The organism is Kocuria sp. SL71 (assembly GCF_026672465.1).
GTDB lineage: Bacteria > Actinomycetota > Actinomycetes > Actinomycetales > Micrococcaceae > Kocuria > Kocuria palustris.
Genome location: NZ_JAPPRE010000001.1, coordinates 1,478,904 through 1,505,336 on the forward strand (window position 1 = coordinate 1,478,904; position 26,433 = coordinate 1,505,336).

The window sequence follows — 26,433 nt, forward strand, 5'->3', positions numbered from 1 at the left end:
GGGCCCGGTGCTGGGGGCTGGTCCGGTCTCGGGCCGGCGGCAGAGAATGACGCGGCCCGTCGGCGCCCCATCTTACTGAGGTGCTCGACGGGCCGCGTCGCGTGCGCCTGAACCGCTCAGGCGAGCATGATGCCGGCGATGGCCGCGGACATCAGGTTGGCCAGGGTGGCCGCCAGGATGGCGCGGATGCCGAGCTCGGCGATCTCCGGGCGGCGCTCCGGGGCGAGGCCTCCCAGGCCGCCGAGCAGGATGCCCAGCGAGCTGAGGTTGGCGAAGCCGGTGAGGGCGAACGTGGTGATGGCCGCCGTCTTGGGGCTGAAGCTCTCGATCTGCGGACCGAAGTCCGCGAAGGCCACGAACTCGTTGACCACGACCTTCTGCCCCACGAAGCTGCCGGAGGCCACGGCCTCGTTCCACGGCACGCCGATCATGGTCATGATCGGGGCGAAGACCCACCCCAGGATCTGCTCGAACGTCAGATCAGGGGCGCCGAACCAGCCGCCGACCGTGCCGATGATCAGGTTGACCAGGGCGATCAGCGCGATGAACGCCAGCAGCATGGCGCCCACGGTCAGCGCCAGGCGCAGGCCGTCGCTGGCGCCGGCCGCGGCGGCGTCGATCACGTTGCGGTGCTTGAGAGCGTCTCCCGGATCCTCGACGACGACGGCCTCCTCCGCCTGCTCGCCATCGGCCCACGGAGCATCGGCAGCGGCGTCGTCGGTCGCGGCGACGACGGGGACGTCGCTGTTCTCAGCGGCCAGCTTGGCGGCACCGGCCTTCTCCAGGCGGTCGGCCTCCTCGTCCGAGACCGTCTCCGGCTCCAGGATCTTGGCCATCAGCAGCGCGCCCGGCGCGGCCATGAAGGAGGCGGCGATCAGGTACTCGAGCGGGGCGCCCAGCAGGGAGTAGCCGACCAGCACGGAGCCGGCGACGGTCGTCAGCCCGCCCACCATGACGGCGAACAGCCCGGAGCGGGTGAGCCCGGGGATGTAGGGACGGATGACCAGTGGCGCCTCGGTCTGGCCCACGAAGATGTTGGCTGCGGTGTTCACGGACTCGGCGCGGCGGGTGCCCAGCAGCCAGCCGATGCCGCGGCCCAGCCAGTTCACGACGAACTGCAGGATGCCCCAGTGGTAGAGCACCGCGGTCAACGAGGCGAAGAAGATGATGACCGGCAGGACCTGCAGCGCGAAGACCACGCCGTCCTCCGGCACGAGTCCGCCGAAGACGAAGCTGATGCCGGCGTTCGCGGAGCCGATGACCTCCTGGACGCCGTCGGAGACGACGCCGAGCACCCGCTGCCCGAAGGGCCAGTAGAGCACGGCGATGCCGAACACGACCTGCAGGCCGAGCGCGGCCACGACGGTGCGGACCTTGATCGCCCGTCGGTTCGAGGAGAGGAGGAAGGCGATGAGCAGGATCCCTGCCATGCCGCCGATGCCCCAGAGGATTCCGATCACGGTGTGCCGCCTGTTCCCGCGTCCTGCGCGTGTCGTCGGTGCCTGTCGGCGAATCGGTGGTGCGGGAGCTCACCTGCAGAGTCCCGCTGTGCCTCCGCCGTGATGCGGACGCGGGGGAAGTCTAAGGGAGCTGAGCGCGGGCTGAGGAGAACCTGGCAGTTCGGCCCGTCGCCGGAGCAGCGGTCACGACGGCGCGCTCACCACAGAGGGGTGTCCCCCAGCCGCCGGTCCGTGCCCAGGATGCGGTGATGCAGCCGCACCGCCGAGGTGTCGGTCAGCGAGGCCACCTGGTCGATCACGATGCGCAGGCGCAGGGCCTCGGCACCGGGGCCTCCGCCGACGTCGTGCCAGTCGCCGCGGAACTCCGGGGCCAGGTAGCGGCCATCCGAGTCCATCATGGCCTCCACCAGCAGACGCAGGGTCTCGCGCTGGCGGTCGTAGACCACCTGCGAGTCGCGCTCGGTCATCACGTAGGTCACGGCGATGCCCTTGAGCACGGCGATCTGCACGTCGGTCTCGTGCGGGACCACCAGGGAGGCGTCGTAGCGGGTCAGCGGATCCGAGCCCGTGACTCGACGCGTGGCGGCCACGGCCGACGTGGCGAAGCGGCCGATCAGCTGGGAAGTCATGTCCTTGAGCCGAGCCAGGTCCTGGCGCGATCCCCGCATCTCGGAGGCCCATTCCGGGGCGTTCTCCAGGCGGGTCAGCGCCTCGTCCATCTCGGCGTCCTCCGCACCCGGGAGGTACCACTCGCGGGTCTTGTCGAACACGCGCTCGCGCTGGGCGGGGTCCTTCAGCCGGGACAGCCGCACGGCTCCTGCGGCAACGGCGTCCTCGACGTCGTGCACCGAGTAGGAGATGTCATCGGCCAGGTCCATGACCTGGGCCTCGAGGCACTTGGTGCGCGCCGGGGCGCCCTCGCGCATCCATTCGAAGACCGGCAGGTCGTCCTCGTAGACGCCGAACTTCCGCGAGCGCGTCCCGTCCGCCTGCTGGGGCGCCTCCGAGGCCCGCCACGGGTACTTGCACGTGGCATCCAGCGCGGCGCGGGTGAGGTTCAGCCCGGCGGGGCTGCCGTCCGGGGCGATCACCTTGGGCTCCAGGCGCACGAGCAGCCGCAGGGTCTGCGCATTGCCCTCGAAGCCCCCGATATCCCCGGCGAGCGCGTTGAGCTCCGTCTCCCCGTTGTGCCCGAACGGCGGGTGGCCGAGGTCGTGAGATAAACAGGCGGCGTCGACGACGTCCGGGTTGCAGCCCATGAGCCGGCCGATCTCCCGGCCGATCTGGGCGACCTCGAGCGAATGCGTGAGGCGGTTGCGCGCGAAGTCGTCGGCCCCGGGGTCGACCACCTGGGTCTTGGCGGCCAGTCGGCGCAGAGCCGAGGAGTGCAGCACGCGGGCGCGGTCGCGCTCGAAGTGCGAGCGGTACTTGTTGTGGTGGTCCTCGCGCACCCACCGCTCGATGTCGCGGGCGCTGTAGCCGGGCTCGGCCTCGCGAGTGCGGTCGACGGCAGCGAGCATCTCCGCCACGCCCTCGAGGGGAAGCTCCTGCTGGTTCTCGTGGCTCAGCTCATCCATCACCAGGCCATTGTGCCCGCTCGGGGGCGCCTCAGCCGCCGGAGACGTCGAGCTCTGCGTCGACCAGACCCAGGCGCTGGTCGTCGTGGATCTGCCGGTCCTCGAGCCACCGGTCCGGCAGAGCGGCCTTCTTGGGGTTGCCGGCGCGACCGCGCGGCCCCTCAACATCCGCACCGGGGTACGGCTGATCCAGGTCCATGGAGGAGAGCAGCTCCTCGAGCTGATCCAGCGTCTCGACCAGGGACAGCTTCGCGCGCAGGTCGCCACCGACCGGGTAGCCCTTGAAGTACCAGGCCACGTGCTTGCGGATCTCCCGCAGGCCCTGCAGCTCGTCGCCGTCCTGCTCGGCCAGCAGCTGGGCGTGGCGGTAGATGGTGGCGGCCACGGCGCGCAGACCGGGGCGGGCGCGCTCCCGGCTGCCGTCGAACGCGGCCTGCAGATCGCCGAACAGCCAGGGGCGGCCCTGGCAGCCGCGGCCGATGACCACGCCGTCCACACCCGTCTCGTTCACCATGCGCACGGCGTCCTCGGCGGACCAGATGTCGCCGTTGCCCAGGATCGGCATGTCCGGGATCGCCTCGCGCAGCCGCGCGATCGAGGACCAGTCGGCCTGGCCGGAGTAGTGCTGCTCCAGGGTGCGCCCGTGCAGGGTCATCCCGGCGATGCCGAGGTCGCGGGCCATCCGACCCGCCTCGAGGTAGGTGAGGTGGTCGTCGTCGATGCCCTTGCGGGTCTTGATCGTGACGGGCAGCCCCTGGGCCTCGCGGACGGCGGCGGAGAGGATCGCCTCGAAGAGATCCGTCTTCCACGGCAGCGCCGATCCCCCTCCGCGCTTGGTGACCTTGGGCACGGGGCAGCCGAAGTTCAGGTCGATGTGATCGGCGATGTCCTCCTCGACCACCATCCGCACGGCCTTGCCCACGTTGACCGCGTCCACGCCGTAGATCTGCACCGAGCGCGGGGTCTCGTGCGGGTCGTGGTGGACGATCTGCAGGGACTTCTCCCACCGCTCCACCAGGGCGCGGGCGGTGACCATCTCGGTTACGTACAGCCCGCCGCCGTGGGCGCGGCACAGCGCGCGGAACGCCTTGTTCGTCACCCCGGCCATGGGCGCGAGCACCACGGGGACGTCGATCGTCAGCCCGCCCAGACGCAGCGGCGGCAGGTCCAGGGTCACGGCCTCGTCGGCAAGCGTGGTCTCGATCGTCCCCGGGCCGAACGGCTGACGGTACGACGACGGCCCCTGCGCTTGCTGCGCGAGGGCGGTCTCCTGGCGGGGCTCGGCGGTGGTGGTCATCCGGGCATCTTCCCACAGGACCGTCGCCCTGTTCGGGCGATCTCCGGCACATTCCAGGGTCGCCGGTGCCTCGTCCGGAATCCGGCGATGGAGTTCACATGCGCAAATTAGTCACCTAGGATGGGAGCAGACCCGGCGGTGCACCTCGATGCCGCTCCTCCCCCACCGACAGGAGATCGCCGTGACGCACATTCCGACCGGCTCGCAGCCGACCCCCGATGCGGGGCAGGGCCCCTGGGGTCACCAGCCTGCGCCCGGGACGCCCGGACAGGCAGCGGCTCCTCAGCCGGGACCGCATCAGGGCTGGGGCGCCCCCATGGATCCGGCGGCCACGCAGGCCGCCTGGCGCTACTCGGCGCGCTCCAAGAACAACACCGTGGCATGGCTGCTGTGGCTGGGCGGGCCGTTCCTGATCGGCCTGCCCATCCACGACTTCTACTTCGGCGCCGTGGGACGCGGTCTGCTGAAGCTGGGGCTGATCGTCTTCGCGTTCATCGCCCTGTTCGGCGGGATGATCGGCGGGGCCGCCGCTTCCGGCAGCAGCGAGAGCACCGCTGGCGTGCTGATCATTCTCGGGGTCGTGCTGTGCATCGGCTCGTTCGTCGCCATCCTGATCTGGTGGATCGTGGACGGCGTGACCATGACCTCGCGCCTGGAGCGCACCAACGACCGCATCCGCCGCGAGATCGCCGCCCAGCAGGGCGTCGATCCCTGGTCGTTCTGAGCCGGCCATGACCTACCCGCACCCCGCCGGCCCCTGGCCCGCACGCCCCGGCCCCTGGACCCCTGCGCCCATGGATCCCGCGCACCGCCAGGCCGCGGTGCGCTATGAGGCCCGCGCCAAGACGCCCATCGCGGCTTGGATCCTGTGGATCCTCGGCCCGTTCATGCTCCACGTCCCCGTGCACGACTTCTACCTCGGCGCCGTCGGCCGCGGGCTGGTCAAGCTGATCCTGGCGGGCATCGCCTGGACGGGGGCCATCACGGCCTACGCCATGCTCATGGTCACCTATGAAGAGGGCTTCGACACCGGCGAGCCCGGAAGCGTCGGGGACGCGGCCATCACCGGGCCGGGCCTCGTCTTCTGGGCCGCGCTGATCATCATGGCTCTGACTGGGCTGGTGACCGTCATCTGGTGGATCGTCGACGGCGTGGGCATGAGCCGACGGCTCGAGCGCCTCGACGGGCAGCTGCGCCAGGAGCTCTCCCGCGACCACGGCGTCGATCCCTGGGCGTTCTGAGCGGCGCGGCCGGCGCGCGCTTCCCATGCCACGACAGCGGCCGGTGCCTCCCCAGTGATGGGGAGGCACCGGCCGCTGTCATCAGCCCAGAAGGTGCGGGCTCAGACGGTGAGGCTCACTCGGCCGGATCGGCATAGGTCACGGACTCGTCCACGACCTTGGCCACCCCGTCCGCGACGAGCTGGGCGCACACGATCGCCAGCGGGCGCATGGCGTCGGTGACCTCCACGCGCACCGGGTAGCGGGCCACGAGCAGCCCGAGGAGCTTGGCGACCGCGATCGCGGCCTCCTCGTCCGGCAGCTGTGGGTCCCAGCCGACCAGGACGTCGGTGGGCAGGTCGTCGAGCTCCTCGAGCCGCTCGGCGTCGGCCTGCGAGCGCTCCTGATCCAGCTCGAGCGAGCGGTAGCTGATCGCGAAGGCGCCGATGCTCCCGCTGCGCCCCGCCCCGCGGTCGATCCCGCGGCGCAGCACGATCGCCCCGTAGGCCTGGGAGGTCTCGGAGAGGAACTGCTGGTTCACCTTCCCCAGCGACAGCTCGGCCGGGGCGTCCCAGGCGTTGACGGCGCGGTAGAACTCCCCCACCGCCTTGGTGAGCTCGACGGAGCCGGTGGCCAGGTCCTCGATCGCCTCGGTGGCCGAGTCGCCCTCGCCGATCGGCTGCGGCGGCAGGGCGCCGGGCGCGATGACGACATGGCGGTGCGTCATGACCGGCACCATGCCGGAGTGCTCGGCGAAGGCCGCACCCGAGGTCTCGGGTGCGGCCTTGGTGCGCAGCGGCTTGTCCGGGAAGGCCTCGGCTGCGATCTGCCGCAGGCGGTCCGCGATCAGCCGGCCCGTGCCCTCGCCGCGGTTGGCCGTGGCGACCTCCGCGAAGGCCCACACCCGCTCCGGGTGCAGCGGGTGCAGCTGCACGGCTCCGCCGCCGATCACCACGTCGTCGTCGACGGCCACGACCGTGCGCGACCACGCGGGCTCGTCGGTGTCCGGACCCATCAGTGCCCGCAGGGCGACGACGGGGTCGGCCTCCGGGGCGGGCAGGACCTCGAGCAGGGCGAGATCATCGCCCTGCTCCCAGGAGCGAAGTTCCACACTCATGCGATCCCCCGCTCAGCAGCCCAGCTTGTCGGCCAGGTACGAGCTGACCTTGTCCAGGGAGACGCGCTCCTGGGTCATCTCGTCGCGCTCGCGGATGGTCACGGCCTGGTCCTCGAGGGTGTCGAAGTCCACCGTCACGCAGTACGGCGTGCCGATCTCGTCCTGGCGGCGGTAGCGGCGGCCGATGGCCCCGGCGTCGTCGTAGTCGATGTTCCAGCGGCGCCGCAGCTCGGCGGCCAGGTCCCCGGCCACGCCCTTGAGGTCGTCCTTCTTGGACAGCGGCAGGACCGCGGCCTTGACCGGGGCCAGGCGCGGATCCAGTCCGAGCACGGTGCGCACGTCGGTGCCGCCCTTGGTGTTGGGGGCCTCCTCCTCGCGGTAGGAGTCCACCAGGAACGCCATCATGGAGCGCGTGAGGCCGAAGGACGGCTCGATCACGTACGGGGTGTAGCGCTCGCCGGAGGCCTGGTCGAAGTACTGCATCTTGGTGCCCGAGGCCTCGGTGTGGTTGCTCAGGTCGAAGTCCGTGCGGTTGGCCACGCCCATCAGCTCGCCCCACTCCGAGCCCTGGAAGCCGAAGCGGTACTCCAGGTCGATCGTGGCGTCCGAGTAGTGGGCGCGCTCGCCGTCCGGGACGTCGAAGCGGCGCAGGTTCTCGGGGTTCACGCCCAGATCGGTGAACCAGCGCTCGCAGTCATCCACCCAGGTGTCGAACGAGGGCTTGGCCTCCTCCGGGTGCACGAAGTACTCGATCTCCATCTGCTCGAACTCGCGGGTGCGGAAGATGAAGTTGCCCGGGGTGATCTCGTTGCGGAAGGCCTTGCCGATCTGGCCGATCCCGAACGGCGGACGCTGACGGGCGGCCGTCACCACGTTGAGGAAGTTCACGAAGATGCCCTGGGCGGTCTCCGGGCGCAGGTAGTGCTTGCCCTTCTCGTCGTCGACGGGGCCCAGGTAGGTCTTCATCAGGCCCGAGAACTGCTGCGGGTCCGTCCACTCGCCCTTGGCGCCGCAGTTGGGGCAGTTGACCTCGGCCATGGACTCGGGCGCGCGGCCCTTCTTGTCCTCGAAGGCCTCCTCCAGGTGATCCTGGCGGTGGCGAGTGTGGCACGAGGTGCATTCGACCAGCGGGTCCGTGAACGTGGCGACGTGCCCGGAGGCCTCCCACACGGCCGAGGGCAGGATGATCGAGGAGTCCAGGCCCACCATGTCCTCGCGTCCGCGCACGAAGGTCTGCCACCACTCGCGCTTGATGTTCTCCTTGAGCTCCGCGCCCAGGGGGCCGTAGTCCCAGGCCGAGCGCGAGCCGCCGTAGATCTCACCCGCCTGGAACACGAAGCCGCGTCGCTTGCACAGCGAGATGACGTTGTCCAGCGTGGACTTGGGGGCCATGAGATGCACACTCCGGTATCTGCCGCGACCGCTGGCTGCGGCCTGGCCTGGGGTTTCCGTACGGGGTCCTCGGGTGCACGAAGGCACCGACCGCCAGGGTAGTCAACGACGACGACGGCCCGCGACTCCCGGTGCGCTCAGCGGTGCTCAGCTCTCCAGACGGCGAATGCGGTCATATCTGCTCCCTGTACGGCGACCCTGATCAGCCGCTGCGACCGAGCAGCTCGACCAGCTGCGCCTCGCTCAGCGGCGGATGCTCGGAGGTCGCCTCGGGAAGGGAGATCGCATCCAGCAGCAGATCCGCGTAGCGGTGCACGAGCTTCGGATCCACAGACCCGGCGCGCTCCTGCACCGCCCCGAGCATCGTGAAGAACATCGGCAGGTCGGCGGAGCTGAAGTCGGCGCGGATCTGGCCGTCGCGCTGGGCGCGGGCGATCAGCTGCTCGACCAGCGGGATGAACTGCGCGCGCACTCGCAGCAGGCGCGCCTGGTGCTCCGAGCGCCCGTCGAGCAGCTGCCCGATGGCCACGGAGTCGCTGATCCAGCCCACCACGGTGCGCAGGAAGCGGAAGAGGCCCTCGCGGGCGTCGTCGTGCTCGGCGCACGAGCGCGCCAAGCTCAGCATGCCGTCCAGGCGATCCGCCAGGACCGCCTCGATCAGCTCCCCCTTGTTCGCGAAGTTCCGGTACACGGTCCCCACTCCCACGCCCGCCTCCTGGGCGATCCGATCGAGCGTGACGTCGACGCCCTCGGCGGCGTAGACCCTGTCTGCGGCCACCAGGATCTTTCTGCGGTTGGCGCGGGCGTCGCTGCGGGAACCGGATGTGGGAGAGGACATAGGACCCATCGTCGCATAACCGGAGACGCGACCTCCATCTGCGTGCTAGCCTCCCGGGCGGAGATCAGCTCTCCGTTTCCCATCTACGGCGCCAGCGCCCGATCGTGAGGTCTCCCCATGTCCAGTCCCAGCCTGGAAGTCCACGGCCAGCTCAGCGCCAAGCCGGTCACGCCGTGGCCCAAGGTCCTCATCACGGCGCTGATGTCCGCCGTGGCCATCTCGATCATCGTCCTGGCCTTCTCCTGGCCCACGGTGACCTCCGAGCCCAAGTCGATCCCGCTGATGATCGCGGGCCCCGAGCAGCAGGTCGAGATGGTCCAGGACCAGCTCGAGGACGCCCAGCCGGACCTGTTCGACATCACGACGGGCGATGACCGCGACGCCGCCGTCGAGGACATCGAGCACCGCGACGTCTACGGCGCCATCGTGATCGGCCAGCCCGTGGAGGTCCTCTCCGCCTCGGCGAACAATGCCGCGACCGGCCAGATCCTGCACCGCGTGGGAGAGCAGCTCGGCCAGAAGACAGGCATGCCCGTGACCCAGACGGACCTGATCCCGTTCAGCGAGAACGACCCCAACGGCGCCGGGCTCGGCGTGCTGTCCTTCCCCATGGTCATGGGCGGGCTCGCCGGAGGCATCGTGATCGGGCTTCAGGTGATCGGCGGCGGCCGCAAGATCGTAGCAGTGCTGCTCTACGGCGTGCTCGCGGGCTTCGCCGTGACCGCTCTGGGCGGGCCGCTGCTCGACGTCTTCCAACGCTAGTTCGAGCTGACCTGGCTGGCCGTCGGACTGGCGTTCGCGGCGATGTCCGCGACCGTCGCCGGACTGGTGACCGTGCTGCGCACCCCCGGCATCCCGGTGGCCGCGCTGCTGTTCATGTTCTTCGCCAACCCGATCTCCGGCACCAACTCCCCCAAGGAGTTCCTGCCCGGCCCGTGGGGCGAGATCGGGCAGTACCTCCCGCCGGGGGCGATCTCCACGCTGATCCGCGGCATCTCCTACTTCCCGGAAGCCGACACCACCATGCAGTGGCTCGTGCTCTCGGGGTGGCTGGTGCTCGGCATCGTGCTGATCGGCATCGGGCTGGCCTCCGAGCGACGCGCGGTGCGCCGTTCGGGCGGCCCCAAGCCGGCCGCCCAGGACACGTCGATCGACTACTCGTCGGGCTCTTCACCGACCGCCGCTCAGAGCGGACGGCACGCAGCCCGCTGACCCGACCGCTCACGTCGGCCGCCGCGCTCCCTGACGAGCGCGGCGGCCGTCGTCGTCTCAGGCGGTGCTCGCCCGCCGCTTCCAGGGCAGGGACACGACGACGAGGCCCGCGAAGGTCAGCGCCGTCCCCAGCACCGTCAGCGGGGCGACCACCGCGCCGCTGGTCGGCACGAGAAGATCCAGCAGCAGCGCGCCGGTGAGCATCCCGGCGGTCAGGGACAGGCTCGTGCGCAGGATCCCGATGATCCGCGAGAGCACCGCTCCTGCCGCCACGAACAGCACGCCGCACACGCCGCCCAGGTAGAGCCACCATTCGGAGGGGAAGTGCCACGGCGGCAGGTCAGCGGTGAGCCGGTGGATCACCGTGGCGACGATCAGCGCCAGCACGCCCTCGGCGAAATTCAGCACGGTCGGGGTGATCGGCGTCCCGGCCTCCGCCCCGATCCGCCCGTTGAAGGCCGTCTGCAGGGCGGAGCCGAGCCCGGCCAGCACCGGCAGGAGCAGCAGCGCCAGGACCACCGCCATGCTGCGCTGAGGAGCTCCCTCCTCGCCGCCCAGGTGGGGCAGCTGCGCGATCAGCACCGCGACCACGATGATCGCCGTGCCCAGCAGGCGCCAGCCGGTCAGCGGCTTCATGCCTCCGGGGCCGATGCCCGCACGATCCACCCCGAGCCCGCCGACGGACTGGCCCACGACCATGCCCAGGATGAACACCGAGACGCCCACCATCGGCGTGGTCACGGTCTGCACCACCACCAGGAACGCGCCGAAGACGCCGGAGAGCAGGAAGATCGCGGGCAGGCGTCGGGCCCGGAAGGCGCCCAGCGCCGTGATGAGGCCGCGCCGTCCGGCGGGGATCAGCGCGGTGCCCAGCAGCACGATCGCGAAGCCCACGGAGAAGCCGGTGAGGCCTGCGGCCACGGAGTCCCCGGTGCGCGCGCCCAGCTCGCCGTTGACGCGCGACTGGACGGCCATGGCGCCGCCTGCGAGCACGGCTGCGATCTGGGCGATCAGCACCGTGACGGGACTGTGGGTCTGCGCCGGGGCCATCACGACATCCTGGGGCGGCTGCGGGTCCTCGGGCTGGTCGGCATTCTCGGGGAGGGGTTCTGAGGTGGGCACCGGATCAGGCTACTCCCGGGCCCTTCCGGTCCTCCCCGAGCTGGGCTCATGGCCTCGGTGGGCCACAATGGAGCCATGACCACCACCGGAAGCACCCCCGAAGAGCTGCCCATCCGCGACGAGATGATCCGACTGGGCCAGGCCCTCAAGCTCGGCAGCCTGGTCGAGGACGGCGCCATGGCGCGCACCGCCGTCGAGGAGGGCATGGTCCAGGTCAACCACGACATCGAGACCCGCCGCGGCCGACAGCTGCACGACGGCGACGTCATCACTTACAACGGGACCTCGCTGGTCATCCGCGCCGAGGGCTGAACGGGCCCCGGCCTGGCTCAGCGTCCCAGGACCATGCGGGTCAGGTACTCATTGACGTGCCCGATCTCCTGCGGCGAGACGCTGTGGCCGATGCCCTGGTAGTGGACCTTCATGGTGTCCGCATGCTCCACGAGCCACTCGGCGGTCATGTCCACCAGCTGGTCGTTGACGATGGGGTCCTGCGGGTCGCGGCCCCAGAAGAGCTTGAAGGGCTTCTCCTTCAGCTCGTCGTCGCGGAAGATCTCCAGCGGCTCCGGCACCACGAAGCCCGACAGCCCGATGACCGCAGTGATCTCGCTCGGCATGGCCCGCACCAGCGACGTGGCGATCGACATGCCCTGGGAGAACCCCAGCAGCGTGGTCGACGGACGCCCCTCGGCCTGCTCCCGCAGCCATCCCACGAGCGGCTCGACCGCGGCGCGGATGGCATCGGGGCCGAAGGCCTCCTCGTCGTAGAGCGGGAACCAGCTGTAGCCGGGAGGCTGGGCCAGCGGGGCGCGCACCGAGGCCACCACGAAATCCTGCGGCAGCTGCGGCACCAGGCCCATGAGGTCCTGCTCGTTCGAGCCGTAGCCGTGGAAGAGCACCAGCAGGGGCGCCTCCGGGGACTCGGCGGGGTCACGGTTCCACATCACGACGGGGTTCTCGCTCATGCCGACCATCATGGCATCCGCGCGCAGCACGCCCCGCTTCCGTCGCTCCTCTCGCTCCCGCGCGGAGGAACTGCCGCTGAGGGGACGCAACGAACGTCTTCCCGCGCCTGAATCGTGTCGCACGCGTCCCTTCACGAGATCTCGCACTCGGGCGGCGGCTCGTCAGGGCCCTGCGAGCTCCCGCGCCCGGACCGCTTGCCGATGTGCCCGCACCAGGGTGACGATCCTTGGCTCGCATCCAGGATCCGTCGGATCCACGACGTCGAGATCCGTGTGCACCACACGCAGCTCCGTCCATCCGGCCGCTTCCGTAGCCCGCTGCCGCTCCACATCCCGAAGTCGCTGCCGGGGGTCCTCGTGGACCGCACCGTCGACCTGCACGGCCAGCCGGTGCCTGCGATCCGCGAGGTCAGGGTGGACCCGACGGCCACCCGGGGATCGGATCTCGACATCAGCCTCCCACCCGGTGAAGCGATGGTCCTCCAGCACGAGCCGCGTATAGGTCTCCAGCGGCGAGTCCACTCCGACGACCGCGCGCAGCAGGGCCTGGCGCACCCTGCGGACGCCGCGATGGCTCTCGAACCGCTCGAGATCGTTGCTGAGGTCTCTCTGGCTGCGAAGCGCCGGCACGCCCCGGCTGATGCCCGTGCGGTGCTCGCAGATCACACCGTCGATGACGGCCACGAGCTGCTGGTGAGTCATGACGTGCCGACCGCGGGCGTCTGTCGATGCGGCCAGGTCCAGCAGTGTTCGGGCCGGGGACGTGAGGCGGACCGATCCGTCGGTCCAGAGATCCTCGGCATGGAACTGACTCCGGTGCCCGACAACGCCGCGTCCTCGAGGCCTTGATCCTGTCGAGGAGCACAGATGGATGCCGCCGACATGCCCGAGCCTGCCGGGGAGCCGGAAGTCGTGGAGGATGGCGGCCGTCGTGTGGCTGGCTGCCCAGCCTTCCTGCTGCAGAGCCGGGAGGATCCTCAGCAGACCGGATCTGGTGCGGGGGTCAGGGCGCGAATCGGCGCAGGACCACAGGCCCTTGCCCCAGGAGCAGTACTGCCTCCCCGACAGATGACGCTTCGCGACGCCTGCCGCTTCAGCCTCGGCGGTCGTGAAGACGCGGCCCTGCAGGCAGGCAGGTGGACTGTGACGTGGTCTCGGCATGGCAGACAGTGCAGCGGATCACGGCGCCGACCGATGCGAACGGATCCGCTCCCCGCCGTCGTCGCCCCGGTCCAGTGCCCGAAAGGGCGTCTGTGGAGGCATGAACTCCGTACTTCGGATCTCCGTTGTCCGGGATTCCGTGTGGACCGGGGATCTCGTGCGCCCAGTACGCCGAGGGGACGCACAGGGCGCACGGGATCGCCGACGGGACGCATCGGACGTCTAATCCGGCGTGAATCGTGACGAATGGGTCCCCTCGGCGGCGAGGAGGGTCGATGGGTCGCTTCGGTAGGGCCCCCTCAGGAGAGGAAGGCGGCTCGGACCAGCTCGCCGATCTGCTCGTGCTCGATCAGGAAGCCGTCGTGCCCGGCCCCGGAGCGTATGGTGCGGTGGGGGACGTCGCCGGGCAGAAGCCGGGCGAGGTCCTCGGACTCCGAGGGCAGGTAGAGCCGATCCGAGTCGACCGAGGCCACGAGCCAGTCGCAGGTGGTGGCCGCGAGCGCCTGCCTGACGCCGCCGCGGCCGCGGCCGACGTCGTGGCCCATGAGGGCGTCGTTGAGCACCAGGTAGGAGTTGGCGTCGAAGCGGCCCACGAGCTTGGCGGCCTGATGATCCAGGTAGCTCTCGATCGCATACCGGCCCCGACGGCGCCCCGGCAGCGGCGCCCCCGGATCCTCGCCGGCCTGCGCCGCATTGCCGAAGCGCGCGTTGAGGTCCGGTGCCGCGCGGTAGGTGGTGTGCGCGATCCGCCGTGCGATTCCGAGGCCCACGGAGGGGATGACGCCGTCGTAGTAGTCGCCGCCGCGGAAGTCGGGGTCGTTGCGGATCGCCAGGCGCTGCGCCTGGCCCCATGCGATCTGCTCGGCGCTCGAGGCGGCGGTCGAGGCGATCACCGCACAGGCGCGCACCTGCTCGGGGAACGTGGCGGCCCACTCGAGAGCCCGCGCACCGCCCATGGAACCGCCGACGACCAGCCGCCAGGACGCGATGCCCAGCTGCTCGGCCAGGCGCTGCTCGGCGCGCACCGAGTCGCGGATCGTCACCGCGGGGAAGTCCGATCCCCACGGAAGACCGGCCCGCGGGCTGTCCTCCGGGATCAGAGTCGACGGACCAGTGGAGCCGTAGCAGCCCCCGAGCATGTTGATGGCGACCACGAAGAAGCGGTCGGTGTCGATCGCCCGCCCGGGCCCGACCAGTCCGTCCCACCAGCCCGGTGCCTCGGCGGAGACACGGTCGAAGGAGGTGGCGTCCTCGGCGACCCGTCCGCGCGTGACATGGGTGTCCCCGGTCAGCGCATGCGGGACGAGCACCGCGTTGGAGGCGCGGTCGTCGAGCTCGCCCCAGGTCTCGTATGCCAGCTCGACATCGGGCAGCACGGCCCCGGATTCCAGCCCGAGGTCGCCGATGCGGGCGCGGCGCAGCAGCCCCTCGGTGCGGAAGGGCTGCTGCGAGCGCGCGGTCGTGCTCTGGATGGCGGTCACCTCAGACCGATCCCCCTGCGCCGCGCGCCTTGACCGCGGCGAAACCGAGCTCCAGGTCCGCGAGGATGTCGTCGATGTGCTCCAGTCCCACGGACAGCCGCACGAACCCCGGGGCGACGCCGGCGGCCAGCTGCTCCTCCGGGGAGAGCTGAGCGTGCGTGGTGGAGGCCGGGTGGATGACCAGCGAGCGGACGTCACCGATGTTCGCGACGTTCGAGTGCAGGCTCAGCGCGTCCACGAAGGCCTGGCCGGCCTCCGAGCCGCCGTCGAGCACGAAGCCGAGGATCGAACCTGCGCCGCCGGGGACGTACTTCTGCGCACGCTCGTGCCACGGAGAGGACTCGAGCCCGGCGTAGGACACGGCTTCGACGCCCTCGTGGGCCTCCAGCCAGGTGGCGACCGTCTGAGCGTTGGCGACGTGGCGCTCCATGCGCAGCGACAGCGTCTCGATGCCCTGCTCGATCAGGAAGGCGTTGAACGGGGAGATGGCAGCGCCCATGTCGCGCAGCAGCTGCGTGCGGATCTTGAACGCGAAAGACACGTTGGCCCCGAACGGCCCGTTCTCCCCGAAGACCTCGCCGAACACGAGGCCGTGATAGGACTCGTCCGGCTCCGTGAAGCCCGGGAAGCGATCCGGATAGCGGGTGTAGTCGAAGCGCCCGGAGTCCACGATGAACCCGCCGACCGAGGTTCCGTGCCCGCCGAGGAACTTGGTGGCGGAGTGGATCACCACGTCCGCGCCGTGCTCGAACGGCCGCAGCAGGTACGGGGTCGCGATGGTGTTGTCGACCATCAGCGGGACCTCTGACTCGTGGGCGATCGCGGAGACCGTCTCCAGGTCCAGGACGTCGTTGCGGGGGTTCGGGATGGACTCCGCGTAGAAGGCCTTCGTGTTGGGCCGCACGGCGTCGCGCCAGGCCTGGGGATCGTCCGGATCGGAGACGAAAGTGGTCTCGATCCCGAGCCGGGACAGCGTGTGCTTGAACAGGTTGAACGACCCTCCGTACAGCGACGGGCTGGCCACGATGTGATCGCCGGCCCCGGCCACGTTGAGGATCGCGTAGGTGGTGGCGGCCTGACCGGAGGCGACCATGACAGCTGCGGTCCCGCCCTCCAGGGAGGCGACGCGGTTCTCGACGACCTCGGTGGTGGGGTTGGTCAGTCGGGTGTAGATGGGCCCGACCTGGCTGAGCCCGAAGCGACCGGCTGCGGTCTCGGCGTCCGGGAAGACGTACGAGGTGGTCTGCTGGATCGGCAGCGCGCGGGCGCCGGTGACGGGATCGGGCTCCTGACCGGCGTGGATCTGACGGGTCTCGAAGCTCCAGCCCTGCGGTGCGGAGGGGGTGGGCTGCTGTGCGGACATGTCGGCGACTCCTTGTCTTCCAGGGCCGCGGACCGAGGTCCGACGCACCCGTCGGACCGGGTGCCGTGACCCGCGCTTGCCGTGCCGCGTGCGCGACCGGCCCGGTCCTCACCCAGGGCACCCCACCGCGGAAGGAGGGTTGCCGGCCAGCTAGCTGGGGCTTGTCGCTGGCTCTCGTGACCTGGTTCCCATTCTCGGACGAGCACGGCTCCGGCGCAAACCAGGGTTCCGTGGTCTGTGGAGCCCTCCGTCAGAACAGCAGGGGTCCGGCCAGGAAGCCGACGGCGTCCAGCAGGAAGTGGGCGATGATCAGCGGCATCACGCGTCCGGTGCGGCGGTAGAGCCACAGGAACACCAGTCCCATCACCACGTTGCCCAGCGCCGGACCGACGCCCTGGTACAGGTGGTAGCTGCCGCGCAGAAGGGCCGAGCCGATCAGCACGGCCGGCCACGTCCATCCCACGCGCAGCAGGCGATCGGCCAGGAACACGACGACGATGATCTCCTCCACGAGCGAGTGTCGCAGCGCCGAGGCCAGCAGCAGGATCACCTCCCACCAGGAGGTCCCGCCCGCGTTGGTGACGATCTCGGCGGTGATCCCGAGCTGGCGGCCCGCCTGGTACAGCGCCAGGGTGCCCAGGCCCATGACGGCGAAGAGCAGCGCCCCCAGCCCCAGATCCGCCAGCGGGGCCCGGCGGTCCAGGCCGATCCGGTGCAGCAGCCCGCGCAGCTGACCGGCCGAGCCCGCCAGCAGATAGAGCGCCAGCAGCGGCGGGACCAGAGCCAAGAGGATCCCGAGGCTGCGGCGCAGGACGTCGAACAGGGGGAAGCCGCTCTGCGCCGCGTTCATGGAGGCCTTCGACTCGGCGATCGAGCTGGTGGACAGCGTCTCGGCGAGGTCGAGGAGCGACCAGAGGGCGCTGGCCCCCAGCGAGACGCCCAGCACGAGCAGGATCTGCAGCCACAGATCGGCTCTCTGGGAGCCGAACGACGGCTGGGCTGGGGCCTGGGAGCGCTGTTCGGTCATGGGCTCCATTGTGGGCCAGGGGCACGACGGCAGCGGCCTATGCTGTCGGCGCCGGTTCTTACGATGGGCGCCATGACCTCCCAGAACTCGGATTTTCCGCTCGCTCCCCCGTCGGCCGTGCGTCGCGACCACGTCCGCGAGTTCCACGGCGATGCCTTCCTGGACCCGTACGAGTGGCTGCGGGACAAGGAGTCCCCGGAGGTCATCGCGCATCTGGAGGCCGAGACCGCCTACGCCGAGTCCGCCACCGCCCGGCTGGCCCCGCTGCGCGAGCGGCTCTTCCAGGAGGTCCGGACCCGCGTGCAGGAGACGGACCTGTCGGTGCCGTGGCGGCGCGGCGACTGGTGGTACTTCACGCGCACCGTGGAGGGCGGGGAGCACTCGGTGCAGTGCCGCGTCCCGGCTGCTGAGGAGGGGTGGGAGCCGCCGCAGATCGTGGCAGGTCAGTCCCTGCCCGGCGAGCAGACCCTCCTGGACGGCAACGCCCGCGCGCAGCCGCACGAGTTCTGGTCGCTGGGCGCCTTCGACATCACCCACGACGGCACCCGGATGGCCTGGGCCGAGGACACCACCGGGGATGAGCGCTTCACGGTGCGCGTCCACGACTTCGCAGCCGACCGGACGCTCGACGACGAGATCCCGGAGACCTCCTACGGCGCCTTCCTCTCCCCCGCCGGAGACGCCGTCTTCTACACCGAGGTCGACGACACCTGGCGGCCGTGGCGCCTGCGCCGCCATGTGCTCGGGACCCCGCTCGAGCAGGACATCACCATCGCCCAGGAGGACGACCCCGGCCTGTGGCTGGGGGCCGAGCTCTCCTCGGACCGGCGCTGGCTCGTGCTCGAGGCCGGGTGCTCGGAGTACTCGGAGGTCTCGATCCTGCGCATCGAGGAGGCCGGCGAGCAGGCCCCACAGGTGGTCGTGCCGCGCGGGGCCGGCGTTCTCGCCTCGGCGGAGCCCGTGCGGATCGACGGCCGGGACGTCGTCCTGCTCCAGCACGATCGCCAGGCTCCGGATGGACGCCTGAGCCTGATCGAGCTGTCGGACCTGCCCGGCGAGTCGGCGGAACTGCCCGGCGACGGATTCCCGCCCGGCATCGACATCGTGGCACCCAGGGAGGGACTGCGCGTGCTGGGCTTCGCCGCCACACAGCATCACCTGGTTCTCGAGGTCCGCGAGGACATCCTGCCGGGGCTGCGCATCCTGCCGCTGAAGGGACTCGGCACGGAGAGCCAGGCCGAGCCCCATGTCCTCGAGGTGCCCGGCGAGCTCACGGCTGTCTCCCTCACCGCCGCTGAGCCGGACTCCCCCGTCCTGCGCTTCACCGCCGAGTCCTTCGTGATCCCGCGGCGCGTCTTCGACCTCATCCTGGATGCGCCGGGGACCGAGCTGCCCGATCCGGTCCTGCGCCGCGAGCAGCCGGTGCTGGGCGACTACTCGGCTGCCGACTACAGCGTGGAGCGCGACTGGGCCCAGGCCGAGGACGGCACGCGGATCCCGATCACCCTCATCCGCCGCCGGGACGCCGCGCAGCCGGCACCCGCGGTGGTCTACGCCTACGGCTCGTACGAGATCAGCATGGATCCGTCGTTCTCGTACTCGCGGATCTCGCTGCTGGACCGCGGTGCGGTCTGGGCCATCGCCCACGTGCGCGGCGGCGGCGAGCTCGGGCGGCAGTGGTACGAGTCCGGCAAGAAGGAGCACAAGCGGCGCACCTTCACAGACGTCGTCGCGGCGACCCGGCACCTGGGCGCGCGCTCGGACATCAACGCCGACCGGGTCGTGCTGATGGGCGGCTCAGCCGGCGGACTCCTGGTCGGCGCTGTGCTGAACCTGGCCCCCGAGCTGTACTGCGGTGCGGTGGCCGCGGTGCCGTTCGTGGACCCGCTGACCTCCATGCTCATGCCCGAGCTGCCGCTGACCGCGCTCGAATGGGAGGAATGGGGCAATCCCCTCGACTCCGCGGAGGTCTACCGAACCATGAAGGCCTATTCCCCGTACGAGAACGTCTCCGCCAGGGACTACCCGCCGATCCTGGCCGTGACCTCGCTGCACGACACCCGCGTGCTCTACGTGGAGCCCGCCAAGTGGGTGGCGGCCCTGCGTCACGAGAACCCGGACAAGCGCGAGCAGATCCTCATGCGCATCGAGATGGCCGGCGGCCACGGCGGAGCCTCGGGGCGCTATCAGCAGTGGCACGACAACGCGTGGGAGGACGCCTGGGCCCTGGAGCGCCTGGGGCTGGCCTGAGCCGAAGGAATCCGCCCGTTCACGCCGCCCGGCGTTCTGAGCCGGAGGGCCGCACCCGCTCGAGCACCAGGACCGCGGGGATCAGCAGGAGACCGGCAGCGGCAGCGGCGCCGGCGGCGGCCCATGCCCCGAGGGCCTGAGCAGGCCAGCCCTGCAGCACGGCGGCGCCCGTTCCTGCGAGTCCCGCCGCCCAGCCCAGGGGCATCCACAGCGACCTGGTGCGCACGGCAGCCCAGGCCAGCGTCAGGCTCAGCACCGCCACCGCGCACGCCGAGGCCGCTAGCCAGGACCAGGTGCCTGCGCTGCGCGTGAGCATGACGGGCAGAAGCCCGAGCACCGCCAGCAGGACCGAGACCGTGATCGCAGTGCCTGACGACCACCGTGCGATCGCCAGCCGGAGCAGCGCACCGCGGAACACGATCTCCAGCGCCGCCGCAGCGACCGCAGCCAGCACAGCGGCCACCGCCGGTCCGCCGAGCCTCGAGACCGCCGCCTGGCCCAGCAGCTCGGGCTGGCCGCCCTGGAGCAGCGGCAGGACCGCCGCCCCGGCGCCACCGAGCGCAGCGCCGATCACGAGCGCGCTCGCCCCGCCCAGCGGCCCGGCTGCGGCGCTGCCCCGATCCCTGGGCGCGGGGAACCCCAGATCACGCACACCCGCCTCGGCCAGGAAGAACCAGATGAGCAGCACCGCGACCGGCAGGGCGAGCGGAACCCACTGCCAGGTGGCATCCCACCGCGCCAGGCGCATGGCCAGCACATAGGAGCCGACGATCGCGGCGATCACCGCCCACAGGGCCCGGTCGTCGCCGCGGTAGTTCCAGATGGTGGTCATGTGTGCTCCTTCAGGGTGTCGTCGGGCCGGGAATGCCGACCCGGGCCGGAGTGCAGATCGCGCCCGGAAGCATGGCTCCCGGGCGCGATCGACCTTCACGAGACGGCTCAGGAGACCCCGAGCTTCTCCAGGATCAGCTCGCGGACGCGGCCGGCGTCCGCCTGGCCCTTGGTGGCCTTCATGACCGGGCCGATCAGAGCGCCCACGGCCTGGACCTTGCCGCCCTTGACCTTCTCGACGACGTCCGGCATCTGCGCCATGGCGTCGTCGATCGCGGAGATCAGCACGCCCTCGTCGGAGACCACGGCCAGGCCACGGGCCTCCACGATCTGCGCCGGGGTGCCCTCGCCCTCGGCCACGTGGCCCAGGACCTGCTTGGCGATCTTGTCGTTGATGGTCTTCTCGCCGATCAGCGACTCGACCTCGGCCACGTGCTCCGGGGTGATCCCCAGATCCGCGGTCTCCACGCCCGCGTTGTTGGCCAGGCGGGCGATCTCGCCCATCCACCACTTGCGGGCAGCTGCCTTGGAGGCGCCGGCCTCGATGGTGGCGGCGATCTCCTCGGTCACGCCTGCGTTGACGACGTCGCGGAACTCCTCGTCCGAGTAGCCCCACTCCTCCTTCAGACGCGCGCGGCGCTGGGCCGGGGGCTCCGGCAGCGAGGCCCGCAGCTGCTCCACCCAGGCGGGATCCGGGCACACGGGCACCAGGTCCGGCTCGGGGAAGTAGCGGTAGTCATCGGCGTCCGACTTGGGACGGCCCGAGGTGGTCGAGCGCGTGTCCTCGTGCCAGTGACGGGTCTCCTGGACGATCTTCTCGCCGGCCTTGAGCACCGCGGCATGGCGCTGGATCTCGTAGCGCACGGCGCGCTCGACCGCGCGCAGGGAGTTCACGTTCTTGGTCTCCGAGCGCGTGCCGAACTCGGTGGTGCCCTTGGGCATCAGGGAGACGTTGGCATCGCAGCGCACGTTGCCGCGCTCCATGCGGGCATCCGAGATGTCGAGGTTCTTCACGATCTCGCGGATCGCCTTGACGTAGGCCTTGCCGAGCTCCGGAGCGCGGTCCCCGGCTCCGACGATCGGGCGGGTCACGATCTCGACCAGCGGCACGCCAGCGCGGTTGTAGTCGACCAGCGAGAACTCCGCGCCCTGGATGCGACCGGCACCGCCCTTGTGGGTCAGCTTGCCGGCGTCCTCCTCCATGTGGGCCCGCTCGATCTCGATGGTGAACGGCGTGCCGTCCTCCAGCTCGACGGTGAGCTGGCCGTCGAAGGCGATGGGCTCGTCGTACTGGGAGGTCTGGAAGTTCTTGGGCGTGTCCGGGTAGAAGTAGTTCTTCCGGGCGAAGTGCGAGACCGGGGCGATCTGGCAGCCCAGGGCGAGCCCGAGCTTGATCGCGTACTCCACGGCCTTGCCGTTGACCACGGGCAGCACGCCGGGCAGTCCCAGCGAGACGGGCGTGGTGTTGGTATTCGGCTCGTCGCCGAAGGTGTTCGGCGCCCAGTCGAACATCTTGGTCGCGGTGTTGAGCTCCACGTGGACCTCGAACCCGAGCACGGGGTCGAAGTCCTCCATGGCCTCCTCGAAGGACAGGATCTGATCGCTCACTTGGCGCCTCCCTCAGTGGTCTCCGACAGCTTGGCCACGGCTTCGACGACGTCCGGCAGGTCCTTCCAGATCGGGCCTCCGTTCGCCTCCTCCATCAGCCGCTCCAGACCGGCGGCCGCGCGGTAGAGGCGCGCGTCCTCACGAGCGGGGGCCATGAACTGGAAGCCGACCGGCATCCCGTCCTCGGGCGAGAGGCCCGCCGGGATCGAGATCGCCGGGACGCCCGCCAGGTTGGTGGGGATCGTGGCGATGTCGTTGAGGTACATCTGCATGGGATCGGCCTGCTCGTCGACCGAGCCCAGCGGGAACGCCGTGGTGGGAGCGGTGGGCGAGACGAGGACGTCGACCTGCTCGAACGCCGCGTCCAGATCGCGCTGCACGAGCGTGCGGACCTTCTGCGCCGAGCCGTAGTAGGCGTCGTCGTAGTAGCCGGCCGACAGGGCGTAGGTGCCCAGGATCGTGCGGCGCTTGACCTCCGCGCCGAAGTTCTCCGCGCGCGTGGCGGACATGACGCGCTCGATGGTCACGTGCCCGTCCTTGGGCAGGGCGCGCTGGCCGAACCGGACACCGTCGTACTTGGCCAGGTTGGAGGAGACCTCCGAGGACATGATCAGGTAGTAGGCGCCCAGGGCGTACTTGAAGTTCGGCGTCTCGATCTCGACGACGCTCGCCCCTGCCTTCTCCAGTGCCTCGACGGCCTCGCGGAAGCGCTGCTCGACGCCGGGCTGGAAGCCCTCGCCGGTCAGCTCCTTGAGCACGCCCACGCGCAGGCCCTTCAGCCCGCCCTCGGCAGCACCTGCCCGTGCGGCCTCGACGAAGCCCTCGGCCGGATCGCTCAGCGAGGTCGAGTCCTTGGGGTCATGGCCGCCGACGACCTCGTGCAGCATGGCCGCATCCAGCACGGTGCGCGCGCACGGGCCGACCTGGTCCAGCGACGAGGCCATGGCGATCACGCCGTAACGCGAGACCGACCCGTAGGTGGGCTTCACGCCGACCGATCCGGTCACGGCGGCCGGCTGGCGGATGGAGCCGCCGGTGTCCGTCCCCAGAGCGAGCGGGGCCTGGAACGCAGTGACAGCCGCAGCCGAGCCGCCGCCCGAACCGCCCGGGATGCGGCTGAGATCCCACGGGTTGCGGGTAGGGCCGAAGGCCGAGTGCTCCGTGGTGGAGCCCATGGCGAACTCGTCGAGGTTGGTCTTGCCGAGGATCGGCATGCGCGCCGCGCGCAGCTTCTCGGTGACGGTGCCGTCGTAGGGGCTCATCCAGCCCTCGAGCATGCGCGAGGCCGCCGTGGTGGGCTGGCCCTTGGTCACGATGAGGTCTTTGACCGCGATCGGCACGCCGGCCAGCGGCGGCAGCTGCTTGCCCTCGGCGCGATCCCGATCCACGTCGGCGGCGACCTCGAGGGCCTCCTCCGCATTGAGGTGCAGGAAGGCGTTGAGACCGGCCTTGCCGTGGCTGCGCTCCTGCGCGGCAGCGCCGTCGGTGGCCGCGATGCGGTCCAGGTGCGCCTGCACGGCCTGCACCGAGGTGACCTCACCGGCCTGCAGCTTCTGCGCGAGCTCGGCCGCGGACAGTTCGATGATGTTCTCGCTCATATCGCCTCAGTCCTCATCCAGGATGGCCGGGACCTTGAACTGCCCGTCCTCCGCGTCCGGTGCGCCCGACAGGGCCTCTTCCGCGCTGAGCGTCTGCCCCACGACGTCCTCGCGCATCACATTGCGCAGGGGCAGGGGGTGGCTCGTGGCGGGGACGTCGTCCCCGGCGACCTCGCTGACGGAGGCGACCGACTGCACGATCTGGCCGAGCTCGCCGGCCAGCGACTGCAGCTCATCCTCCGACATCTCGATATGCGCGAGGTCTGCCAGATGGGCGACCTCATCGCGACTGATCGCGGACATGCACGCTCCTTGTTCTTCGGTGTTGCTGTCTTCGGTGTTCACCGTGCTCGTGATGCTCGATGAGGCCCGCGGAGCGATCCTGCCGGTGGCACGGACCGGCAGAGGCTCGACGACGGGGCCAGCGGGGCCCATCCTATCCGCCGACCCGGACAGCCCCGGCTCCGACCGGAGCGGCCGCGCCCGGCCCCGACCACCGAGTAGCACCGTCGGGATGCCGACGACGCCTACCCTGGAGGCAGACGACAGACGCCCCCATCGCCGGGGCACCGCACCACCTGCCCCTGAAGGGCGGAAGGAGGCCCGCATGGCCAAGAAGGACGGCAAGCCGAAGAAGGACCGCGGGGCAGCGCGCCGCGCCAAGGCAGCAGCCCGAGCGGGGACGCGCCCCTCCCCCGGAGCGCGCACGCCCTCGCAGGACGCGGCGAACGCCTGGCGCCAGGGCGTCTCCGAGGCGACCGCCGACACCGTCGATCAGATGGCCGCCCATGTGCAGACCGTGGCCCTGCAGCAGCTGGAGGACTTCGGCGCGTTCCCCGCCTTCCTCATCACCGCGCGCCGCGACGGGGAGTTCGAGCTGGACAGCATCGAGCCCGCCGAGGAGGGCGCCACCGTCGACGAGCTCGAGCCCGAGGATGCCGCCGAGCTCACCGAGCTGCACCACTCCGACGATCCCGAGGCCGCCCTGCGCGCCATGGCTCTCGAGAAGGCCCCGGAGCTGCTGGGCGCAGCACTCGCCCTGCCGGCCACACTCCCGGATCGCTCCGGGGCTCCTGCGCTGGTGATCGAGATCGAGCACCGCGACGGCGTCAGCCTCACTCTGGTCCAGGGCTACAGGATCGGCGGCCGCGGCGGCGCCAAGTCCACCGAGCTCGAGGACCCGACCGTGGAGCAGCGCGAGGCTTCCCTCCTGCGTCGGCCCCGCCCTTCCGAGGGTGCGTCTCGCTCCGAGTCCTCCCGTGCCGCCTCGCAGCCCGAGGCTTCCGCGGACGTTGCTCAGCCCGAGTCCTCCGAGAGCGCTTCGCAGACCGAGCCTGCTGAGGGCACCACCCCCTCGGCATCGGGCGACCCGCAGGACTGAGCACCGCCAGCCTCCTCCGGCAGGTCGCCCGCATCGAGAGGCCCGCGCGCGTGATCTCCTCGATCGGCACGCCGACGGCTCCGTCCTCGAGCGGTCTCCGTGTGTGCTCCCGTCAGCCACCGTCGCGGTCACGACCATCGAGTTGCCTGAGCGTGTGCCGGTCCCCATCGACTGGCCCCGTGATGTGCGCTTGAGGCCCCAGAGCCGCACTGCGGCACCACTCGATCTGCGCGGGGCCCCGTGAGCACAGCCCGAGACCACTCGATGTGCCACAGGCGCCCACATCACAATCTGGGGCCGATCGATGCGCTGAGCGGGGTGCGTGCCGACTCCAGCCAGTGGAAGAGGCGCACCACTCGGCGCTCGGCGAGCTCCCGGGGTCCCGAAGCTTCCTGAGGACATGCGAGAAGCCCCGCAGCGTGAACGCTGCGGGGCTTCTCGGTCCCTGCTGACGATCAGATGATCGTCAGCTCTCCGTCGGTGCGGAGGCTGATCGAGTGGATCAGGCGGGGATGTTCAGGGTCTGGCCCACGAAGATCAGGTTCGGGTCAGCCACGGTGTCCGGGTTGGCGGCGAACAGGGTCTCCCAGTCGGTGCCGTGGGCAGCCGCGATGGAGCCCAGGGTGTCGCCCGAGGCGACGGTGTAGGCGCCGGCAACGGCGGGCTGCTCGGCGACCGGAGCGGCCGGAGCGGTGTACTCGACGACCGGGGCCTGCTCGGCGACCGGAGCCTCAGCGGCGGGGGCCTGGGCGGCGGGCGCCTCAGCGGCGGGGGCCTGGGCGGCGGGCGCCTCAGCGGCGGGAGCCTGCTCCACGGGGGCCTCCTCAGCGGCCGGAGCCGGAGCCGGGGTCTCGACGGACTGGGTGGAGACCTGGGTCTCAGCGGCGGGGGCCGGGGTGGAGGCAGCAGCGCCGCCCGAGTAGCCCGAGCCGCCGGACAGGCCCAGCTTGGCGGAGCAGGCGGGCCATGCGCCCCAGCCCTGCTCGGCCAACACGCGCTCAGCCACAGCCTTCTGCTCGCTTGCGGAAGCGTTCGCAGCGCTGCCGGAGCCGCCGAAGGCGGCCCAGGTGGACGGGGTGAACTGCAGGCCGCCGGAGAAGCCGTTGCCCGTGTTGGCGCTCCAGTCGCCGCTGGCCTCGCACTCGACGAGCTGGTCCCACTTGTCGGCGGCCTGTGCGGGGGCAGCCGCACCGAGGAGGGCTGCGCCGCCGAAGACAGCGGCGGTGCCGGCGACAATGGTGTTCTTGATGTTCTTCTTCACGACAGGCTCCATGACGGCGCCGTCTCCGCTCGTGCCGTCCCCGGCGTCATAGCGTCGCTGTCTTTCCGTTCAGATGGTCTGGGTCTGGGATGCAGCTGTCGACAGCGATGACGGCTGACTGCAACCTGGATTTCGTGTGGCACTCGACGAGCAGTCGAGGTGCTGGATCGATGCCCGCAGGCTCGCTCCGGAAGTTCGAAGATCACATTACCGTAACGATTCGGCTTGGCAACCCTTTTGAGCTGTGATCTGTGCCAATCTGAAAGGTTGAC

At 70.7% G+C, this 26,433-nt stretch carries 24 protein-coding genes and 1 riboswitch; of the genes, 7 read left to right on the forward strand and 17 right to left on the reverse strand.

Annotated elements, in window-relative coordinates:
• Positions 1–116 precede the first annotated feature (116 nt).
• The 3 genes from OVA15_RS06640 to dusB all read right to left on the reverse strand — a co-directional run bounded on the left by OVA15_RS06640 (position 117) and on the right by dusB (position 4,241).
• Complete coding sequence (locus tag OVA15_RS06640; RefSeq protein WP_268143895.1) at positions 117–1,460, reverse strand: NupC/NupG family nucleoside CNT transporter; 1,344 nt, start codon at positions 1,458–1,460, stop codon at positions 117–119.
• 197 nt (positions 1,461–1,657) lie between these two features.
• A complete protein-coding gene (locus OVA15_RS06645; protein WP_061711425.1) occupies positions 1,658–2,980 on the reverse strand; it encodes a deoxyguanosinetriphosphate triphosphohydrolase in 1,323 nt (440 codons plus the stop codon).
• Positions 2,981–3,068: 88 nt separating this feature from the next.
• A complete protein-coding gene (dusB, locus tag OVA15_RS06650; protein ID WP_442786750.1) occupies positions 3,069–4,241 on the reverse strand; it encodes a tRNA dihydrouridine synthase DusB in 1,173 nt (390 codons plus the stop codon).
• A gap of 274 nt (positions 4,242–4,515) precedes the next feature.
• On the opposite strand from dusB, the gene OVA15_RS06655 reads away from it, so the two are divergent.
• Both OVA15_RS06655 and OVA15_RS06660 read left to right on the forward strand, forming a co-directional pair.
• Positions 4,516–5,058, forward strand: coding sequence for a hypothetical protein (locus tag OVA15_RS06655; protein ID WP_268143899.1), 543 nt, complete (start codon positions 4,516–4,518; stop codon positions 5,056–5,058).
• Between the two features lie 7 nt (positions 5,059–5,065).
• A complete protein-coding gene (locus OVA15_RS06660) occupies positions 5,066–5,575 on the forward strand; it encodes a TM2 domain-containing protein (RefSeq protein WP_268143901.1) in 510 nt (169 codons plus the stop codon).
• Between the two features lie 115 nt (positions 5,576–5,690).
• Here OVA15_RS06660 and OVA15_RS06665 read toward each other — a convergent pair whose 3' ends face one another.
• From OVA15_RS06665 to OVA15_RS06675, 3 genes are all read right to left on the reverse strand, one after another.
• A complete protein-coding gene (locus tag OVA15_RS06665; protein WP_268143903.1) occupies positions 5,691–6,671 on the reverse strand; it encodes an N-acetyltransferase in 981 nt (326 codons plus the stop codon).
• Between the two features lie 12 nt (positions 6,672–6,683).
• Positions 6,684–8,063, reverse strand: coding sequence for a glycine--tRNA ligase (locus OVA15_RS06670; RefSeq protein ID WP_268143905.1), 1,380 nt, complete (start codon positions 8,061–8,063; stop codon positions 6,684–6,686).
• Positions 8,064–8,265: 202 nt separating this feature from the next.
• Complete coding sequence (locus OVA15_RS06675) at positions 8,266–8,901, reverse strand: TetR/AcrR family transcriptional regulator (RefSeq protein ID WP_268143907.1); 636 nt, start codon at positions 8,899–8,901, stop codon at positions 8,266–8,268.
• A 117-nt stretch (positions 8,902–9,018) separates the two neighbouring features.
• On the opposite strand from OVA15_RS06675, the gene OVA15_RS06680 reads away from it, so the two are divergent.
• Positions 9,019–9,663 carry a hypothetical protein gene (locus tag OVA15_RS06680; RefSeq protein ID WP_268143909.1) on the forward strand — a complete coding sequence of 215 codons (645 nt, stop codon included), beginning with the start codon at positions 9,019–9,021 and terminating at the stop codon, positions 9,661–9,663.
• A gap of 42 nt (positions 9,664–9,705) precedes the next feature.
• A complete protein-coding gene (locus OVA15_RS06685) occupies positions 9,706–10,113 on the forward strand; it encodes a hypothetical protein (RefSeq protein ID WP_268143910.1) in 408 nt (135 codons plus the stop codon).
• 57 nt (positions 10,114–10,170) lie between these two features.
• Here OVA15_RS06685 and OVA15_RS06690 read toward each other — a convergent pair whose 3' ends face one another.
• On the reverse strand, positions 10,171–11,235 hold the full coding sequence (locus OVA15_RS06690; RefSeq protein ID WP_268143912.1) for a DMT family transporter: 1,065 nt from the start codon (positions 11,233–11,235) through the stop codon (positions 10,171–10,173).
• Positions 11,236–11,310: 75 nt separating this feature from the next.
• Between OVA15_RS06690 and OVA15_RS06695 the strand changes: the two genes are divergently transcribed.
• Positions 11,311–11,547, forward strand: a complete 237-nt coding sequence (locus OVA15_RS06695) for an RNA-binding S4 domain-containing protein (RefSeq protein ID WP_053447689.1) — start codon at positions 11,311–11,313, stop codon at positions 11,545–11,547.
• 17 nt (positions 11,548–11,564) lie between these two features.
• On the opposite strand, the gene OVA15_RS06700 is transcribed toward OVA15_RS06695, so the two are convergent.
• From OVA15_RS06700 to OVA15_RS06720, 5 genes are all read right to left on the reverse strand, one after another.
• Complete coding sequence (locus tag OVA15_RS06700) at positions 11,565–12,200, reverse strand: alpha/beta hydrolase (RefSeq protein ID WP_024290105.1); 636 nt, start codon at positions 12,198–12,200, stop codon at positions 11,565–11,567.
• Between the two features lie 162 nt (positions 12,201–12,362).
• On the reverse strand, positions 12,363–12,902 hold the full coding sequence (locus OVA15_RS06705; protein WP_268143915.1) for an endonuclease domain-containing protein: 540 nt from the start codon (positions 12,900–12,902) through the stop codon (positions 12,363–12,365).
• 758 nt (positions 12,903–13,660) lie between these two features.
• Positions 13,661–14,842 carry a homoserine O-acetyltransferase MetX gene (gene metX / locus OVA15_RS06710; RefSeq protein WP_024290103.1) on the reverse strand — a complete coding sequence of 394 codons (1,182 nt, stop codon included), beginning with the start codon at positions 14,840–14,842 and terminating at the stop codon, positions 13,661–13,663.
• Position 14,843: 1 nt separating this feature from the next.
• Positions 14,844–16,205 carry a bifunctional o-acetylhomoserine/o-acetylserine sulfhydrylase gene (locus OVA15_RS06715; RefSeq protein WP_268143917.1) on the reverse strand — a complete coding sequence of 454 codons (1,362 nt, stop codon included), beginning with the start codon at positions 16,203–16,205 and terminating at the stop codon, positions 14,844–14,846.
• A gap of 67 nt (positions 16,206–16,272) precedes the next feature.
• A riboswitch (SAM riboswitch) is annotated at positions 16,273–16,387 on the reverse strand.
• Positions 16,388–16,455: 68 nt separating this feature from the next.
• A complete protein-coding gene (locus OVA15_RS06720; RefSeq protein WP_268143919.1) occupies positions 16,456–17,232 on the reverse strand; it encodes a CPBP family intramembrane glutamic endopeptidase in 777 nt (258 codons plus the stop codon).
• A 72-nt stretch (positions 17,233–17,304) separates the two neighbouring features.
• Here OVA15_RS06720 and OVA15_RS06725 point away from each other — a divergent pair, with 72 nt between their 5' ends.
• Positions 17,305–19,482 carry a S9 family peptidase gene (locus OVA15_RS06725; RefSeq protein WP_268143920.1) on the forward strand — a complete coding sequence of 726 codons (2,178 nt, stop codon included), beginning with the start codon at positions 17,305–17,307 and terminating at the stop codon, positions 19,480–19,482.
• A gap of 19 nt (positions 19,483–19,501) precedes the next feature.
• Here the strand turns inward: OVA15_RS06725 and OVA15_RS06730 are convergent, their stop codons facing one another.
• The 4 genes from OVA15_RS06730 to gatC form a co-directional block, all read right to left on the reverse strand.
• Positions 19,502–20,314: a CPBP family glutamic-type intramembrane protease gene (locus OVA15_RS06730; RefSeq protein ID WP_058871702.1), complete on the reverse strand. Its 813-nt coding sequence runs from the start codon at positions 20,312–20,314 to the stop codon at positions 19,502–19,504.
• A gap of 107 nt (positions 20,315–20,421) precedes the next feature.
• The gene (gene gatB / locus OVA15_RS06735) at positions 20,422–21,921 is read right to left on the reverse strand and encodes an Asp-tRNA(Asn)/Glu-tRNA(Gln) amidotransferase subunit GatB (RefSeq protein WP_268143923.1); all 1,500 of its coding nucleotides are present in this window, start codon (positions 21,919–21,921) and stop codon (positions 20,422–20,424) included.
• On the reverse strand, positions 21,918–23,519 hold the full coding sequence (gatA, locus tag OVA15_RS06740; protein ID WP_268143925.1) for an Asp-tRNA(Asn)/Glu-tRNA(Gln) amidotransferase subunit GatA: 1,602 nt from the start codon (positions 23,517–23,519) through the stop codon (positions 21,918–21,920). The genes gatB and gatA overlap by 4 nt, the downstream gene beginning before the upstream one ends.
• A 6-nt stretch (positions 23,520–23,525) precedes the next feature.
• Positions 23,526–23,822: an Asp-tRNA(Asn)/Glu-tRNA(Gln) amidotransferase subunit GatC gene (gene gatC / locus OVA15_RS06745; RefSeq protein WP_006215007.1), complete on the reverse strand. Its 297-nt coding sequence runs from the start codon at positions 23,820–23,822 to the stop codon at positions 23,526–23,528.
• A gap of 304 nt (positions 23,823–24,126) precedes the next feature.
• On the opposite strand from gatC, the gene OVA15_RS06750 reads away from it, so the two are divergent.
• Positions 24,127–24,900, forward strand: a complete 774-nt coding sequence (locus OVA15_RS06750; RefSeq protein WP_053447697.1) for a hypothetical protein — start codon at positions 24,127–24,129, stop codon at positions 24,898–24,900.
• A gap of 502 nt (positions 24,901–25,402) precedes the next feature.
• On the opposite strand, the gene OVA15_RS13245 is transcribed toward OVA15_RS06750, so the two are convergent.
• On the reverse strand, positions 25,403–26,161 hold the full coding sequence (locus OVA15_RS13245; protein WP_281197046.1) for a LysM peptidoglycan-binding domain-containing protein: 759 nt from the start codon (positions 26,159–26,161) through the stop codon (positions 25,403–25,405).
• Positions 26,162–26,433 lie beyond the last annotated feature (272 nt).

Bases quoted from the DNA above. Each gene is read 5' to 3' on its own strand.
- OVA15_RS06645 (WP_061711425.1), bottom strand. From the start codon at position 2,980: ATGCTCGCTGCCGTCGACCGCACTCGCGAGGCCGAGCCCGGCTACAGC.
- OVA15_RS06660 (WP_268143901.1), top strand. From the start codon at position 5,066: ATGACCTACCCGCACCCCGCCGGCCCCTGGCCCGCACGCCCCGGCCCC.
- OVA15_RS06665 (WP_268143903.1), bottom strand. From the start codon at position 6,671: ATGAGTGTGGAACTTCGCTCCTGGGAGCAGGGCGATGATCTCGCCCTG.
- OVA15_RS06670 (WP_268143905.1), bottom strand. From the start codon at position 8,063: ATGGCCCCCAAGTCCACGCTGGACAACGTCATCTCGCTGTGCAAGCGA.
- OVA15_RS06675 (WP_268143907.1), bottom strand. From the start codon at position 8,901: ATGTCCTCTCCCACATCCGGTTCCCGCAGCGACGCCCGCGCCAACCGC.
- OVA15_RS06680 (WP_268143909.1), top strand. From the start codon at position 9,019: ATGTCCAGTCCCAGCCTGGAAGTCCACGGCCAGCTCAGCGCCAAGCCG.
- OVA15_RS06685 (WP_268143910.1), top strand. From the start codon at position 9,706: ATGTCCGCGACCGTCGCCGGACTGGTGACCGTGCTGCGCACCCCCGGC.
- OVA15_RS06695 (WP_053447689.1), top strand. From the start codon at position 11,311: ATGACCACCACCGGAAGCACCCCCGAAGAGCTGCCCATCCGCGACGAG.
- OVA15_RS06700 (WP_024290105.1), bottom strand. From the start codon at position 12,200: ATGAGCGAGAACCCCGTCGTGATGTGGAACCGTGACCCCGCCGAGTCC.
- OVA15_RS06705 (WP_268143915.1), bottom strand. From the start codon at position 12,902: ATGACTCACCAGCAGCTCGTGGCCGTCATCGACGGTGTGATCTGCGAG.
- OVA15_RS06715 (WP_268143917.1), bottom strand. From the start codon at position 16,205: ATGTCCGCACAGCAGCCCACCCCCTCCGCACCGCAGGGCTGGAGCTTC.
- OVA15_RS06720 (WP_268143919.1), bottom strand. From the start codon at position 17,232: ATGACCGAACAGCGCTCCCAGGCCCCAGCCCAGCCGTCGTTCGGCTCC.
- OVA15_RS06725 (WP_268143920.1), top strand. From the start codon at position 17,305: ATGACCTCCCAGAACTCGGATTTTCCGCTCGCTCCCCCGTCGGCCGTG.
- OVA15_RS06730 (WP_058871702.1), bottom strand. From the start codon at position 20,314: ATGACCACCATCTGGAACTACCGCGGCGACGACCGGGCCCTGTGGGCG.
- gatA (WP_268143925.1), bottom strand. From the start codon at position 23,519: ATGAGCGAGAACATCATCGAACTGTCCGCGGCCGAGCTCGCGCAGAAG.
- gatC (WP_006215007.1), bottom strand. From the start codon at position 23,822: ATGTCCGCGATCAGTCGCGATGAGGTCGCCCATCTGGCAGACCTCGCG.
- OVA15_RS06750 (WP_053447697.1), top strand. From the start codon at position 24,127: ATGGCCAAGAAGGACGGCAAGCCGAAGAAGGACCGCGGGGCAGCGCGC.